Genomic DNA, 15,523 nt, shown 5'->3' with positions numbered 1-15,523 from the left:
AACGCTTATCTACTTAAATTTAATGACTAAAATCAAAAACCATACTCTGGTTATGGTTATCTTATGCTTCAGTGATACCTCTTTGTGATTAATTTTTAAGGCAAGGATCACTCTCAGCCTCCATCGCGCCCGCGGTGGAGGTTGGCTCATGAAAATAACCAACAAAGGGTGTACACACCCAAGAAGCAATGCATTTATTCTTATACCAAGGGGCCCACAATGAGCATACGTCGACGATCGCTTTCCTGTGCGCTGTTACTCTCACTAGGAGTACTGTTGCCCCCTACTGTAGCTCAAGCGCAACCTACCGCGCCCGCCGCTACCGCAGGGGCATCGCAGGCGACGACACCGCCAGTTGAACCCTATCCTCCCCGCACGCTGGAAGGATATGTGGTTCAAGAAAAGGACTACTGGGATTATCTGCTTAAAAACCATCCCGTCTTCAAATACCAGGCCGCAGGGCGCATAGTGGGTGAACCCCAGCTGAGCGACCGCGGTGAGGAGTTTGTGGAATTCGGCGGCGGTAAAGCCTACGCAGAGAAGCACGGACGTCCTACCGCCATGACCTACCGTCTGGGTGCAGAATCCTTCCTGGACCTGCCCAACAAGTTCGTCGGTCCGGCCAAGTGCGGTGAATGTCACCCAGCCCAGTATGAAAGATGGGAGCGTTCACGCCACGCTAAAACCATTCGCTTCCCTAGCGAAATGGATGAAGTTCCAGACAAGGATTTCCACAAAGGTATGTATGGCGGTAAAGCCTCCATTCTGCCTCAGGGCATCACACACGATGCCATCTACGCCATTATCGGTACGCCGCGCACCAAGTACGGCTTTGTCGATAGCTTCCTGGTCCGCGGTACATATCACGTTAAGGACGGTCTGTTAAAAGACGGTACTGGTACGCTGGTCGCGGGCGGTAACCAGTTCTCACGCGGTTGGGCAGAATCTTTAACACCGGATATGGTGAAAAGGATCGCCAGCTACGTTCCTGGTTTCCCGACCAAGGCAGACGAGTTTGGCATTCGCGGTTCTGAAGTGTGGGGTATGACTTCCTACGGCGCGTCAGACAGGAAAAACTTCCTGTTCCAGCCCGCCAGCTCCTACTGCGAAGTTTGTCACACGTTCAAGTTCGACTTTAAGAACTCGAATGAATTCTTCGCCGCGCTGGGCAAGCCAGAAGAGCTGAGAAAGCATACCATCAGTAAAGGTATCGCCTGTGAAGAGTGTCACGGTGCAGGTGCTCACCTGTACGGTGCACGCGGTGCAGGTATGCCGTCTAACTGTGAACGCTGCCACCAGCGCTTTGCCTACGATCCGAAAGAGGCTGAAGCCAATCCGAAGAACCCCTTCAACTCGTACTTCAAATCAGCCTGTCCGTCTTGCGGTACTGAAGGTTCACAGATGTTCAACACGTCCCACTATGAAAAAGGGATGCGCTGTTCTACCTGTCACGATCCGCATGAAGTCACCTCTAATGACTGGAAGTCTGGCTTTACCCGCACTAACTTGAAAAAGCAGTGTACGGACTGCCACCAACAGCAAAAAGAGTTTATGGCTCAAGGGGATACTCACAGCAAGAACAACTGTACTGCCTGCCACATGCCTAACATGGGCAGCTGTGAAAACTTTGCGGCAATCCAGTTCCCTGATATGGCCGGTTTCGACAACGTCCGTAAATCTCATATCTGGAAAATCAAAGTTGACGAGAAGGCAAAAACCCTTAACCCGCCTGAAGGTAAACCGCGTGACTCTAGCGTCAAAGGCTGGAGTATCGCCAAGCAGGACGGAAAAGGCTATGTTGACCTGATGTGGTCCTGCGGACGCACCAGCTTCAGCGACATTGACGTTGCAGAAGGCGGCGGCTGCCACAGCCCAGTTCAAACTGTCCTGTCTGAAAGACTGCAGTTTAAGGACCAGGAAACCATCTACGGCAAAGTCGTTGAGTGGCAAACTCCGGTTAAAACGGGCTATGCCGAAATCGAAAACGGCCTGAAGCTCATCGACAAAAAACTGCCTAAGAGCGGCCTGAGTCTGGACGAAAAAGTTCAGGTACAGCTGCTTGCCAAGCAGGCTAGAGAAATCGCCGATGCGGTTAAGAAAGACGGTTCATGGGGCGTTCACGGCCCGCACTTTACCAAGAGCCGGATTGAAGAAGGTCAAGCCTATATCCAACAAGCGCAGGCCATCCTGAGTGGTGAAGCGCGTAAGAATAAAGGCAAAATCTGATTCAGCACCGTTGCTCAGTGAGCGACACCAACGGCGCCCTTCGGGGCGCCGTCATATTCAACCGGTAAGGACGTTCTATGTTAATTCGACGCACATGTATTCCCGCACTGACGCTTCTAGGGGCTCTAGCCCTTTCTCCGTTCTCTTATGCCGGCGGCATGGAGGCTCCCGAGCGCGTTATTGATGAATATACGCCGATGCATATCACGCTAAATCAGGCTGAAGAGATGCACGGGCAGAAAAACGTCCACTTTTTTGACGTTAATCCTGATGAAATCTGGAACCAGGGGCACATTCCCGGCGCCACTCATCTCAATCAAGAAAACTGGCAAGCCCTGCTGCCAAAGGACAAGGGCGCAGCGCTTATTTTCTACTGCATGAATAAGCTTTGTACCGCTAGCACCGACGCTGCCAGAGAGGCCAAAAAACTGGGATATGCCCACGTATACACCATGCCGGACGGCATTTTTGGCTGGATGGAGTCGGGCAAAGATTTAGAGCGTGGAAAAATAGAGGAAAAGGACTTTACGCCGGGGAAAAGTTAATCCCCTCCTCTTCCCTATGGGATCGTTCAACGGGCGCATCAGCGCCCTTTTTAACGCCTAATATACGCTTTGTATTTTCTATCTCAGCTCAATCCCATCAGTGTTCGACATACTGCCTCGTGTCGTTTTGATCGCACATCGTTACGCGAGTTTCTTCTGCCTTCTAGAGCAGCTTTATCTTCTCCCCCATAACTCCCCCGCTCACTTAGCACCAACAGATGTTTTCCTCTCAGCCCCGCTTTCTTACGACGCCTAGCAAAAAGGCCGCCCACTTCTCGTGAACGGCCTTTGATAACGCGCTACCTCATCGTTCGGTAAACTACTTTCCTCCCGACTCCGCCAGTCGAATGCTTTCTTCTAACGCACTCACGCGCTTGTCGTTTGGCGGTAGCAGGTACAGCAGGCGCTTCCAGGCGCGGATAGCCTGAGCATAGTCCTGTAGCTCATAGGCGTTGTAGCCGAACAGACTGAGCGCCTGAATGTTATCGCTTTCCCGATTGAGCACGCCTACCAGCACTTCGCTGGCGCGGATGTTATCGTTACGCTCCTCGGAACGCACCAGCAGCTCAGCATATCCCAACTGAATGTCCATATTCTCCGGCGCCCTGCGGCTGGCCTCAGCAAACGCCCCAATGCCGGTGGTCATATCTCGCATATATAGTCCTAGCCGCCCCAGCATGACCCAGTCGTCGATTCGCTCAGGGTTATTAACCAGCTGACTACGCAACCCAACGGCCAGAATGGCTATCTGCTGCTGATCTAGGCTTTCAACCCCAGACTCGTTGAGCTTTTGGCGCAGAGCATCGGTCTGGCTGATGCCCCGCTGCCAGTCGTCCACTTTCTCATAACTGCCGTTTAATCCGTACACGCCGACAGAAACCGCCAGCAAAATAAGCGTACCCGAAGCAACCAGCATCATCCGCCCTGATGATGAAAGCGGCTTGGATTCAGCTTTCGCTTTGCTGTTAGGAACGTCGTCTAAAAGGTTGTACTGCAGCTCCTGCACCATCGGCGCAGATTCCGTCACCAGCCCTTGCCCTTCTTCGCGAGCCAGCTCGTCCAGCCGCTGCTGGTAGTAGCGCTTATTCAGGTCGTCTCGTCCTGACGTTTTTTCAGCCTTTCCCCGCTGACGATAAAGCGGCCAGACAAAGGCAAACAGGCTAGCCATCAGCGCCAGCACCGCAGAGAGAATTAATAGCGTCATGACGGAGTTACCTCTCTTTTTGCCGCGTTAAAAGGCCGATAGCGCGCATCCAGCATGCACAGGAAGCCTCCTAGAGCCATAAACAGACCACCAAACCAGATCCAGCGCATGAAGGGCTTATAGTACAGCCGGACTGACCACTGCCCTGCACTGAGGTTTTCCCCTAGCGCTCCGTAAAGATCTCGCCCAATGCCTGCGTCTATCGCCGCTTCAGTCATGACCATTTTTGTTGTTGTGTAGTAGCGCTTTTCAGGCCTTAGCGTCGCCACTTCACGATCGCCTTTCGTCACGATCAGCGTACCGATATCTGCCGTATAGTTCGGCCCATCAATCAGCTTGACCTCTGCCAATTTAAAGCTGTACCCCTCAAGCACGACGCTGTCTCCGGGGCTCATACGAACGTCCCGTTCAATGCTGTAGTTCTGACTAAATGCAATGCCGATAACCGTTACTGCCAACCCCATGTGCGCTAAAAACATGCCCCACTGGCCTGCCGACAGTCGACGAATCCCTTGCCCAAAACTGTGCCGATAGGTTATTCGCTCATAGAATGCAAAGCAGCCTAGCGTGATAACCCATATCGCCATCGTCAGCCCGAGAAACGCCATCAGAGAAAAGCGGGACTCAGTCAGCAATAGCCCCCAGGATACGCCCACAGTCAGCAGCAGCCCAATGATGAGCCTTTTCATCAGCGGAGACAGAGAGTCTCTGCGCCAGCGCACCATAGGGCCAATCCCTAACAGCACGGCAAACGGCACCATAATCCAAACAAACATGGTGTTGAAAAATGGCTCACCGATAGAGATAGAGCCTAGCCCCAGCTGTTTGTGTACCAACGGCAGCAGCGTGCCCAGCAGCACAACCAGCATGGCCGCCGTCAGTAAAATGTTATTCGCCAGCAGCATCGTTTCTCGGGAAAACAGCTCATAGCCAACGCGGTTTTTATTCACCTGCCCGCCCTTAAAGGCGTACAGCAACAGAGAGCCGCCAATGACCAGCACTAGGAAGCCCAAAATAAACATCCCGCGCGTTGGATCAGAAGCGAAGGCGTGAACCGAAACAAGAATGCCCGAACGCACCAGAAACGTTCCCAACAGACACAGAGAGAACGACACAATGGCCAGCAGCACAGTCCAGGCCTTAAAGGTGCCGCGCTTTTCTGTGACAGCAAGAGAGTGCAGCAGCGCAGTACCGGAAATCCACGGCATCAGTGAGGCGTTCTCCACCGGATCCCAGAACCACCAGCCGCCCCATCCCAGTTCGTAATAGGCCCAAAAAGACCCCAGAACGATACCCAGCGTCAGAAATATCCAAGCGGCCAGCGTCCACGGCCTTGACCAGCGTGCCCAGGCAGTATCAAGCTTCCCGCTCATCAGTGACGCAATGGCGAAGGCAAAGGCAACGGAGAAACCGACATATCCCATATAAAGCAGCGGAGGGTGAAATATCAGCCCGACATCCTGCAGCAGCGGGTTCAGGTCATGCCCGTCAATGGGGAAGAACGGCAGCAGGCGCTCAAACGGGTTTGAAGTCAGAGTAACGAACAGCAAAAAGCCGACGCTGATCATCCCCATCACGGAAAGCACTCTGGCAACCGCCTCTAGCGGCATACGTCGGCTAAACAGCGCCACAGCCAGCGTCCAGGATGCCAGCAATACCACCCACAGCAGCAAAGAGCCTTCGTGAGCCCCCCAGGCTGCCGCAATGCGGTAATAAACTGGCAGTGAATTATTTGAGTTATTCGCCACATACACAACGGAGAAATCATTGATAATCAGCGAATAAATCAAGCAAAGAAAGGAAAGCAGAGTAAACGTGAACAGCGCATAGCTCAGCGGTCGCGCCATTTTCATCATTTGGCTACTTTGACGATAGGTGCCAATAAGCGGATAAATGCTAAGCATAACCGCCAAAGCCAGTGAAAGCGTGAGAAAGAAGTGACCAATTTCAGGGATCATGGCAAACCTCTCTCTAACCTAACACGTTTTCTACCGAAACGCTTTTTGCCAAAACGAACGTACACCGTGTGCTTCATCTATCGCTTCCTTTACAAAAAGTATTTATATAAAAAAAGTCGCTCTTGTATATTTTATTTTCTGGTTATTTCTATACGTCTGGCATCAAACTTCGGAGAAATAGATAATGCTAACCACTTTTTCTCATATATTGAATTACCTCACAGATAGTAGCGACAAAGATTAATCCCTTAAACTGCATTATTTCTCTTTGTTGCTCCACATCAAATAATAAAAATTTTATTCTCTATCTGGCTCGGATTATTTTTCTACCAAATATGAAATTGAGATAGATCAATCAAAATTGCCATGAATAACTCTAAAGTACTAACTGGCTTTTAATACCCAAGAACAAAAAGAGCCATTATCTAAAAATCGGAAAATGATTATCCGCATAACGAATTTTCTATTCTTCTAAAGAATAGGGCTTTTATCTAGCCGTTTAATAAAAATTAAAAATACAGACTGGAACCGTGCTGAGAGGAAAAAACAATGAGTGCCGTTTTTTGGTTTAAGCGACCACGGTCGATATGCCCCTTCACTCCCCCTTCGCTGACACATGTGTTGACGAAAGAAAACGTCGGCTTTGCCAAAAGGGGTTCGCTATGAGTCATTCCCGCCGCCGTTTTTTATTTGCCGTCGGTTCGGCCGCGCTGCTTGGGATCGGTTCAGGAAAAGTCATCGCTAACGCTGTAACGAAAAAGGGAAAGCGCTATGTGCTGATCCATGACGAAACGCGCTGCATTGGCTGTAACGAATGCGCCGTTGCCTGCGCCAAGGCTAACGATGTCCCCATTGGCTATTCGCGGCTAAGCATGATCCCACTGCCTAAAAGCGCCCAATACGATAATGAAGAGCGTTTTTTCCGTCATTCCTGCCAGCAGTGTGACGATGCTCCCTGCATCGATGTTTGTCCTACCGGCGCATCCTATATGGATGAAAATGGCATTGTGCAGATCAATAAAGCCCTGTGTCTCGGCTGTGACTACTGCGTTTCTGCCTGCCCTTACGACGTCCGCTATATTCACCCCACTAAACACATTGCCGACAAATGCGACTTTTGCAGTGAAAAGCGCCTAAGTCAGGGCTTTATGCCGGTGTGCGTTCGCATTTGCCCTAAAAACGCACTGTTCTTCGGCGAAGAAGAGAGTGCAGAGATGCAGTATCACCTGCACTCAGGCCATTATTACGTTCATCGGTTAAAGAATGTGGGTCAACCTCACATCTACCGCATTGTCTCTCTATAAGGAAGGAGGAAAACGATGAGTCACTCATGGAACGCTGAACAGTTTCAGTCTCAGTTAGCCTCTCAGGTAAAGGTTTACACGCCCGACTACTGGCCCACTTGGCTTATTCTCATTGCGCTGGCTATCGTCGGCATGCTGGCCGTTTTGGGTTTGCACGCCTTTTTACGCTATCGACTCGCCCCTAAAATCAAGCTGGGGCATCAGCATAAAAACTACCTTTATCCTATTGGCGTCAGAGCCTGGCACTGGAGCAACGCTGCGTTGTTTATTACGCTTCTGACTAGCGGCCTGCTTAATCACTTCGCGGTTGGCCCTCATCAAATGATGGCAACGCTGGTTCAAGTGCATAAAATAGCCGGATATCTGCTACTGATAAGCTGGGTAGGCTTTGTGTTGATTAACGCCTACGGCGGAAATGGGCACCACTATATTATTCGCTTCAAAGGATACATTGCTCGTGCCATAAAACAGGCCAGATTTTACCTTTTTGGCATTATGAAAGGAGAACCGCACCCTTTCGAATCTAACGAGGAAAATAAGTTTAATCCTCTACAACAGGCGGCCTATGTCGCCATAATGTATCTTCTGGTTCCGGCACTGCTGCTGACGGGCTTTCTCTGCCAATATCCTTCGCTAGGTCTTGAGGCTGGTATGGGCTTCTGGGCGCTGAAGCTCCACTTCCTGCTGGCGCTGGCCGGCCTGATGTTCATGCTGGGTCACCTGTATCTCTGCACCACGGGCGATACGCCAACGACCTCGTTCCACTCCATGATCGACGGTTACCATCGTCATCATGAAATAGAAATCGTCAAAGAGGATAAACGCGCTGAAGCGCCGTCAAGGCAGAAAACAGGCCAAACAGTGACGCCATAGCGTGAGTATTACGTCAAAAACTTCGCCGTGCTATAGCCTTTATGGCCTATAGCGCGGCGTTTTCTTTATCGAAAATAGAATGCGCGGCAAAGTCGCGGTTCAAACAAGATTTTGTTCTATAGGGGCAGTATTTTTTTACAAAATAAATTATCCGTAAACCCTTGCTGTATCTGGCTTCAGAGCGATTACCTCTGGGGTTGATAAATTTTGCTGCCGTGAAGGATTGCCAAACTACAGTAAGTGCTATAAGGTACGCCCCCTGCGTTTACCCCAGCGGATGGCTGACAGGTTCTCTGTCGCCGACGTTTCATTGAAGCATGTTCTATTGACGACCTTTTGGCGTCAATCGTTCGGAGGTTCTCTGAAAATGAACGCAAAATTGATTATTTCAGGTGTGGGTATCGGTCATTGACTGGATTATTCACATTGAATAGGGCTTTTGGGAAGGGCTTGGAAAATAATGCAACAAAATGCGGTACGAATGAAAAGAGTGCTCACCGCCCCTGCGCTGGTATTCTTTGGTCTGGCCTATATGGTTCCTCTCGGTATCTTCACTACCTACGGCCAAGTAACCGTACTTAGCGAGGGTCACCTACCTGTAGCATACGTCATCACGCTCGCTGCGGTTCTGTTTACAGCGTTAAGCTACTGTCGTATGACCAGCGCCCTCCCTCTATCGGGTTCGGCCTACTCCTACGTACAAAAAACCTTTGGTGGCAATCTCGGTTTTCTGGTCGGCTGGACTCAGCTGCTTGACTACCTGTTTTTACCCATCATCAACTACATCGCTATCGGCATCTATATGCACGAGGCTTTCCCCTCGATCCCGATGAGCGTGATTATCTGCTGTACGATTTTTATCGTCACGATGCTAAACATTCTCGGCATTCGACTCGTCACCATGATGAACATGCTGATCATCGTGATGCAGCTGATTTTTATCGCCATCCTTTTATATCTTTGCATAAAAACGTCGTTTACTTTCGATCCGGAAGTGCTGCTGCGGCCAATCCTGTTTGCATCCGATCAGATCTCTGGGATATTTGCCGGAGCTGCCGTGCTTTGCCTTGCCTTTCTGGGCTTTGACGCCATTTCTACCATGGCGGAAGAAACCAAAGATGCCAAGAAAGCCCTGCCGCGCGCGATCATGTACACCGTGTTTATTGCCGGCACGCTGTTTATCATCATTTCCTACTTCGCCCACCTGACCTATCCAGCGTGGCAGGACTTCATTCCAAACGCCGATACTGCGAGTATTGAAGTCATGAAGCGCGTGGGCGGAACAATGCTAGCGTTCAGCTTTATCATGGCCTATGTCATTGGCGTTTTCGCCTCGGCGATGACCTCTCAGGCCAGCATTGTGCGGATTTTCTACGCCATGGGCCGCGAGGGCGTGCTGCCGAAGTCAGTCTTTGCCTATATTCATCCACGCCTGCAGACCCCTGTCCTGTCGATTATTTTCGTCGGTCTGGTGTCGCTGTTCTCACTAGTGCTGTCGCTAGGCATGGTTGCTTCAATGATTAGCTTTGGTGCTCTGATTGCCTTTACCTTCGTTAACCTGTCGGTGATTAAGCACTTCGTTATTGATAGCAAAGAGCGCCTCGGTGCGAAAAAGCTGTTTACCTGTCTGGTGCTGCCGTCCATCGGCGTGCTGCTCACGCTGTGGCTATGGACCAGTCTGGATAAAGAAGCGCTGACGGTAGGGATAATCTGGCTCACTGTAGGGGCAGCGTATCTTACGTTTATTACGCGTGGTTTCCGTAAAACGCCACCGTCAATCTCCGCCGAAGAAGTCGACCTGATTATTGGGTAAGCGGCCAAAACAGTTTGCCTGTGAACCCCTGACGGGAGGAATTTAGTTTCCTCCCGTTTTATTTATTTTTATCCCCGCGCTTTACGGGAAGAAATGCACAGTATCGACAGGGCTCTCTGTCGATGGGTATCCACCTTGATATAAAGGGAATTCCAACGATGACGAAAACAGCGGCCGACGTCATTTACTACAATGGCTATATCTACACTGCCGATGCACAAAATCGCGTTGTCAACGCCATTGCCATCGCCAATGGCAAGGTGCTTGCCTGCGGCAGCGTCGAAGAGCTTAAGCAGCATGCTCACCCGCATACTGAGCAGATTGACCTGCAGGGAAAAATGATGATGCCCGGCATCATCGACGGCCATATGCATCCGTTCTGGGGTGGAGAGCAGCTCTCCGGCTGCCATTTAAACTACGAATCGCTGACCATCGAACAAATTCTTGAGCGCGTACAGCAGCACTTGGACAAAGACATCCTAAAAGGCGAGAACGACTGGCTAAAAGTCACGGCCTGGCTCCGTCAGGGCATGTTGCCCGCCGGTGTCGATATGTACCGTTCAGATATGGACCGCCTTAACACCAAGCGCCCTGTCATTCTATTTTCTAACGACTGCCATACTTTACTGGCCAACAGCCGGGCGCTGGAACTGTTCGGCATTGATAAATATGCCCCAGAGCCGAGCGATGGCAAAATCGGTAAAGACCAAGACGGTGAACTCAACGGCATTCTGGAAGACGCCCCAGCCATGCGCGCGGCCGACAGCATTCCATCTCTTAACGCCGAACAGGCCGTTAAGGTTGCCGCTATGGTGCAGCACGAGCTGAACAAACAGGGCGTTACCGCCGTGATGGATGCGCGAGTATCCCCTCTTCAGCTAGACGCATTTAGCAAGCTCCAGAAGTCCGGCGAGCTGACTGTTCGCTTCCAAGCGGCCAAAGAGATCACGCCAGACGATGCACACAGCGTTGAGGCAGTCGGTAAAGCGGTAGAAAATGCCGTGGCTTTTGCTAACCGCTATCATCAGGCTCAGTGGACGCCGGAGCCGGGCATTGGCCTGCACAATATCAAAATGTTTGTCGACGGCGTGCTTCAGCCGCCGACCATGACAGCCTCACTGCTTGAGCCCTATACCATCAACGTCGGCACCGAAGCTGCCCCGAACTGGCAGGTCACTGAGCGCTACGGCGATCTTTACTTTACGGCAGAAATCCTTGATGAGCTGATGGAGAAAATTGCTGCCGCCGGTTTTGATCCTCATCTTCATACCGTTGGTGAAGGGGCTGTATCCATTGCGCTAGACGCCATTGAAAAAATGCGGGCAGCTCACCCAGGTAAAGATATCCGCCCAGGTTTAGCTCACAACGAGCTGGTTCACGAAAAGGACTACGCCCGATTTGCCCACCTAGGCGTTATTGCCTGCCTGTCTTTCCAATGGGCTGCGCCAACCACAGAGCTTATTGCCGCAGAAACCATGATGCTGGGCGCCAAGCGCATGGAAAACCTCGAGCCTATTGCCAAGTTTATTGACGCAGGTGCCGTGGTTGCCTTTGGCAGCGACTGGCCCATAGATGCACTGGACGAATGGTACGACTTAAAGGTTGCCGCGACTCGCCAAGGCCGCACCGTAGACGGCGTTACGCCGCCGCGTCTGGACAACGATCGCAATCTGACCGTGACGGAAGTCCTGCGTTCAGCCACGATTGACTCGGCCTACGCACAGCACAGAGAGGATGTTATCGGCTCGCTGGAGCCGGGCAAGTTTGCCGATATGATCGTGCTCGATCGCAACGTGTTCGACATTCCGGCCGCTGATATTGAAAACGTGAAAGTGCTACGCACCGTCGTTGGCGGGAAGACGGTTTACTGCGCCTAATCGCGTTCTATCGTTCAGAAAGAGAAAACCGCCCCTTCGTTCACTAAAGGGGCGGTTTTTTATCGTCTACATGCTAGTACCCAAAATAGGGCTAATGGTCTATTTCGCCGGAGCAATCACACCCTCTTCAACCACTTTATCCAAGGTCATGATCATCACAACGGTGCGAGGAACAAAAGTGCGCACGTCAGCGCGCTCGTTTTCCAAATCGTGAGCGTTGCTGGTTTCAACCCCTAAACCGTCGATAGTCGGAATATAGCGAGAGGTGAAGTTACCAATGGAAACGCCCCCTGTTGCCCATTCAACCACGTTAGCGCCGTACTCTTTATGGGCAATGCTTTTATAGATATCGGCAAGCTTGGTCGCCTGTGGCGTTTTCTCCATTGCAGGCATCGAGTTTAACGGCCCTACTAGCGTGACTTTTGTCCCCTTTACTGTCGGTGAAGCGGCAATTTTTTTCAGCTCAGCGTCGATACGGTCACGATCTGCACTCTTAAATCCGCGCACGTCTAGCTTGGCATAGGCATCTTTCGGAATGGCGTTAACCTTGGTGTTACCCGTTTTAATGACGCCAACGTTAATGGTAATTTCCGGTAGGAACTGGCCGTGATCGACGATATTGCGCTTTTTCAACGCTTCGGCTGTATAGTCGGCAGGATTTCCCGGCAGCGGCGTAGCCAGCTTCATAAGGCGGGTAATCTGGTTAGCAAGCTCAACGGTCGCGCTAGCGCTGGACTGAGCGCTGTTGCCCGCGTGCCCAGTCAGGCCTTCAATGTTGATTTCATAGTTCACAACCCACTTACGCTGAGTGTTCATTCCCCAGCCTGTCGGAGAAGAGTCTACAGAAAGCGTCAGATCGTGGCGCTGAGCCAGCTCTTCAAGAATTTGGTCTTCTGTTGCAGAACCCGTTTCCTCTTCAGCGTCAAAGTAGAAGGTCATCTCGGCAAAATTGTTAAAATCTAGCTGCTTGAGCGTCTTGGCAAAATGAACCAGTTGAGCAACAGAGGCCTTACTATCCCCAGCGCCGGGGCCTTTCACCAGTCCGGTTGATTCATCGTAGCTGTATGGCTGCTTCGCCAAACTACCAATTGGCTGTACGGTATCAGTATGGCCCAGCAGCAGTATGCGCAGCTTGCCGTTTCCCTTCACGCTGGCGATAACGTGAGTTCCCTGTTCGTTTTGGCGAAATTCGACGCTATAGCCTAACGCTTCAAACTGCGATTTAACCCATTCTGCCATTTTCTTACTGCCTTCCAGATTTCCGGTCGGCGACTCAATTTCTGTAATCGTTTTATGATCCACCAAGTAGGCAGGGAACGCGTCCCCCACAGCCTTTTTCACCTGCTCTGCGTTCAGCGCAGCAAAAGAAGAAAAACTAAGCCCCAGCAATAGCGGAGCTACCGCTAATTTATGCATTTTCACTGACTTTACTCTCCACGTCGTTATTACATTTTTATCAGTGAAGTACTGAGATATCAGCACACTCACCAACGATTTTTTATGTTTATATCACGGCAAATTTTGAATATAAATTCATTTTTAATAAAACTTAACTCATTCGAATATTTATTAAACAGAGCATAAAAAAACGGCCTAGCGTTGAGACTAGGCCGTTTCGAAGATTGAAAAACGCGACTATGCCATCACAGCGGCAAACGCTTTAGCCACTCGGTCAACGTTACGTTCGTTTAATCCCGTCAAACACATCCGCCCGTTTCTCACCAGATAAATGGCGTACTCTTCCTTCAGGCGGTCGACCTGCTGAGGAGACAGACCCGTATAGCTGAACATCCCGGTCTGCTTCACTAAGTATGAGGCATCAAAATCCGGCAGATTTTGCGCCATCACGTCAACCATTCTTTGGCGCATGGCCAGAATGCGGGTGCGCATCTGTGCAACTTCGTCTACCCACAGCGCCTTCAATTCAGGATCTGAAAGCACAGTGGCCACGATTTGTGCACCGTTAAGGGGCGGACTGGAATAGTTACGGCGAACCGTCGCTTTGAGCTGACCTTGAACCCTGACCGCTTCATCAGCGTTTGTGCAGAATACTGACAGGCCGCCGCAGCGCTCGCCGTAAAGCGAAAAGTTTTTAGAGTAAGAGTTAGACAGCAGAGCCGGTAGCCCTGCGCTGGCTACTGCACGGATCGCGTATGCGTCCTGATCCAGCCCTTGGCTGAATCCCTGATAGGCAATATCCATAAACGGAAGCAGATCGCGCTCCCTCAGTACGGCGATAACGCGATCCCACTGCTCGGCGGAAAGGTCTGCACCGGTGGGATTATGGCAGCAGGGGTGAAGCAAAACGATACTCTTCGGTGGCAGAGTTTTCAGCGTTGCCAGCATCGCTTCAAAATCAACGCCGCCGGTTTTTTCATCAAAATAAGGGTAGCGGTTGACCTTGATCCCTGCTCCTTCAAAAATCGCCACGTGATTGTCCCAGGTGGGGTTGCTTACCCACACTTGAGAGTCAGGAAAATAGGCTTTCAAAAAGTCTGCGCCGATCTTTAACGCTCCCGATCCCCCCAGCGTTTGAATTGTCGCCACCCGCTTGGCCTCAAGAGCTGGATGACTATCCCCTAATAGAAGGCGCTGCGTTACAGACTGATAGGCGGGCATACCGTCCATTGGTAAATAGAGCAAAGGAGTGTCTCGATGTTTAAACAAACGCTCTCTCGCCTCAGCCACAGGGCGCAGTACCGGCACTCTGCCCTGATCGTCATAGTAGAGACCAATACTCAGATTAACCTTATTTGGACGCTCATCTTTGGAAAACGCTTCCATCAGAGACAGAATTGGGTCTCCGGCATACGCATTAACGTGTTCAAACATTCCTTACCCCTTATCATCAGTATCTATCGGCTCATGTGTGCCGCTTTTGCTCTTTTAGGCCGTTACCCGTGTAAAACGCGTTCCATTTTAATACCATAACTCCCCCACCAAAGCGATAGTCCAGCCGCTGATAAAGGTAGAAAGCGTTTCGCTTTCCTCTGCGCGCTGCTACTCTTAGCATAAATAAAATATCGGAATTCATTGTTCTATGGAAACACAGCCCCAGCAGCGCCACCGCGCCCGACAGCAAAAACTTAAAGACCAAGTCGACCAGCGAATTGCTAACGCGACAGTGTCACGCGGACTGCTGATTGTTTTTACCGGCAACGGTAAAGGGAAAAGCACCGCAGCTTTCGGCACCGTTACCCGGGCCGTTGGGCACGGACAGAAAGCGGGAGTCATCCAGTTTATTAAAGGTGAATGGGCCTGCGGTGAACGCGATCTGCTGACAAAGTGCGGCGTAGAGTTTCAGGTAATGTCTACCGGTTTTACCTGGGAAACGCAGAATAAGGACACTGACAGACTAGCCGCCCAGGCCGTTTGGCAGCACGCTAAGCGTATGTTGAAGGATCCGACCCTCGACCTGGTGCTTTTGGATGAACTGACTTACATGATTGCCTACGACTACGTTGACCTACAGGAAGTTACAGACGCACTTAGTCATCGTCCGCCGGAACAAACAGTCATTATTACTGGCCGCGGCTGCCATCGAGAGCTGCTTGATATGGCAGATACCGTCAGCGAAATGCGCCCGGTAAAACACGCCTTTGACAAGGGCCTTCAGGCTCGTCAAGGCATCGACTGGTAGCGGGAGGTGAAATGAGGGGTGAACGAGCGCCAGCGGTGCCGCAATCTGCGCCACTGCTGACTATCGTACACACCCTAGGCTGT

General features: G+C 51.1%; 10 protein-coding genes and 1 pseudogene. 7 read left to right on the top strand and 4 right to left on the bottom strand.

Features of this window, described 5'->3' with window-relative positions; all coding sequences use genetic code 11:
• The first annotated feature begins 219 nt into the window (after positions 1-219).
• The gene (locus DQM29_RS07820; protein WP_111740163.1) at positions 220-2,226 is read left to right on the top strand and encodes a cytochrome c3 family protein; all 2,007 of its coding nucleotides are present in this window, start codon (positions 220-222) and stop codon (positions 2,224-2,226) included.
• A 77-nt stretch (positions 2,227-2,303) separates the two neighbouring features.
• The gene (locus tag DQM29_RS07815) at positions 2,304-2,771 is read left to right on the top strand and encodes a rhodanese-like domain-containing protein (protein ID WP_111740162.1); all 468 of its coding nucleotides are present in this window, start codon (positions 2,304-2,306) and stop codon (positions 2,769-2,771) included.
• Positions 2,772-3,090: 319 nt separating this feature from the next.
• Here DQM29_RS07815 and ccmI read toward each other — a convergent pair whose 3' ends face one another.
• Together ccmI and DQM29_RS07805 are read right to left on the bottom strand one after the other, a co-directional pair.
• Positions 3,091-3,975 carry a c-type cytochrome biogenesis protein CcmI gene (ccmI, locus tag DQM29_RS07810; RefSeq protein ID WP_111740161.1) on the bottom strand — a complete coding sequence of 295 codons (885 nt, stop codon included), beginning with the start codon at positions 3,973-3,975 and terminating at the stop codon, positions 3,091-3,093.
• On the bottom strand, positions 3,972-5,933 hold the full coding sequence (locus DQM29_RS07805; protein WP_111740160.1) for a heme lyase CcmF/NrfE family subunit: 1,962 nt from the start codon (positions 5,931-5,933) through the stop codon (positions 3,972-3,974). The genes ccmI and DQM29_RS07805 overlap by 4 nt, the downstream gene beginning before the upstream one ends.
• Positions 5,934-6,595: 662 nt before the next feature.
• On the opposite strand from DQM29_RS07805, the gene DQM29_RS07800 reads away from it, so the two are divergent.
• The 4 genes and pseudogenes from DQM29_RS07800 to DQM29_RS07785 all read left to right on the top strand — a co-directional run bounded on the left by DQM29_RS07800 (position 6,596) and on the right by DQM29_RS07785 (position 11,800).
• Positions 6,596-7,237, top strand: coding sequence for a 4Fe-4S dicluster domain-containing protein (locus DQM29_RS07800; protein WP_111740159.1), 642 nt, complete (start codon positions 6,596-6,598; stop codon positions 7,235-7,237).
• Positions 7,238-7,252: 15 nt separating this feature from the next.
• A pseudogene (gene phsC / locus DQM29_RS07795) lies at positions 7,253-8,029 on the top strand (thiosulfate reductase cytochrome B subunit); the annotation flags it as partial.
• A 541-nt stretch (positions 8,030-8,570) separates the two neighbouring features.
• Positions 8,571-9,923, top strand: coding sequence for an APC family permease (locus DQM29_RS07790; RefSeq protein ID WP_111740157.1), 1,353 nt, complete (start codon positions 8,571-8,573; stop codon positions 9,921-9,923).
• Between the two features lie 158 nt (positions 9,924-10,081).
• Entirely contained in the window at positions 10,082-11,800 is a 1,719-nt protein-coding gene (locus DQM29_RS07785; RefSeq protein WP_111740156.1) for an amidohydrolase, read from the top strand.
• Positions 11,801-11,899: 99 nt separating this feature from the next.
• Here the strand turns inward: DQM29_RS07785 and DQM29_RS07780 are convergent, their stop codons facing one another.
• Positions 11,900-13,216 (bottom strand): M20/M25/M40 family metallo-hydrolase, encoded by a 1,317-nt coding sequence (locus DQM29_RS07780; RefSeq protein ID WP_111740155.1) that lies wholly within the window; start codon positions 13,214-13,216, stop codon positions 11,900-11,902.
• Positions 13,217-13,435: 219 nt separating this feature from the next.
• Positions 13,436-14,632, bottom strand: a complete 1,197-nt coding sequence (locus tag DQM29_RS07775; protein ID WP_111740154.1) for an amino acid aminotransferase — start codon at positions 14,630-14,632, stop codon at positions 13,436-13,438.
• A 208-nt stretch (positions 14,633-14,840) separates the two neighbouring features.
• Between DQM29_RS07775 and cobO the strand changes: the two genes are divergently transcribed.
• Positions 14,841-15,440: a cob(I)yrinic acid a,c-diamide adenosyltransferase gene (gene cobO / locus DQM29_RS07770; protein ID WP_111740153.1), complete on the top strand. Its 600-nt coding sequence runs from the start codon at positions 14,841-14,843 to the stop codon at positions 15,438-15,440.
• The last annotated feature ends 83 nt before the right edge of the window (positions 15,441-15,523 follow it).

The sequence above is a fragment of the Leminorella richardii genome (assembly GCF_900478135.1).
GTDB lineage: Bacteria > Pseudomonadota > Gammaproteobacteria > Enterobacterales > Enterobacteriaceae > Leminorella > Leminorella richardii.
Note: the sequence above shows the minus strand (reverse complement) of the source record. Positions and strands in the feature narration are given on the sequence as shown.

Bases quoted from the DNA above. Each gene is read 5' to 3' on its own strand.
- DQM29_RS07820 (WP_111740163.1), top strand. From the start codon at position 220: ATGAGCATACGTCGACGATCGCTTTCCTGTGCGCTGTTACTCTCACTA.
- DQM29_RS07805 (WP_111740160.1), bottom strand. From the start codon at position 5,933: ATGATCCCTGAAATTGGTCACTTCTTTCTCACGCTTTCACTGGCTTTG.
- cobO (WP_111740153.1), top strand. From the start codon at position 14,841: ATGGAAACACAGCCCCAGCAGCGCCACCGCGCCCGACAGCAAAAACTT.
- DQM29_RS07800 (WP_111740159.1), top strand. From the start codon at position 6,596: ATGAGTCATTCCCGCCGCCGTTTTTTATTTGCCGTCGGTTCGGCCGCG.
- DQM29_RS07815 (WP_111740162.1), top strand. From the start codon at position 2,304: ATGTTAATTCGACGCACATGTATTCCCGCACTGACGCTTCTAGGGGCT.
- DQM29_RS07780 (WP_111740155.1), bottom strand. From the start codon at position 13,216: ATGCATAAATTAGCGGTAGCTCCGCTATTGCTGGGGCTTAGTTTTTCT.
- DQM29_RS07775 (WP_111740154.1), bottom strand. From the start codon at position 14,632: ATGTTTGAACACGTTAATGCGTATGCCGGAGACCCAATTCTGTCTCTG.
- DQM29_RS07785 (WP_111740156.1), top strand. From the start codon at position 10,082: ATGACGAAAACAGCGGCCGACGTCATTTACTACAATGGCTATATCTAC.
- DQM29_RS07790 (WP_111740157.1), top strand. From the start codon at position 8,571: ATGCAACAAAATGCGGTACGAATGAAAAGAGTGCTCACCGCCCCTGCG.
- ccmI (WP_111740161.1), bottom strand. From the start codon at position 3,975: ATGACGCTATTAATTCTCTCTGCGGTGCTGGCGCTGATGGCTAGCCTG.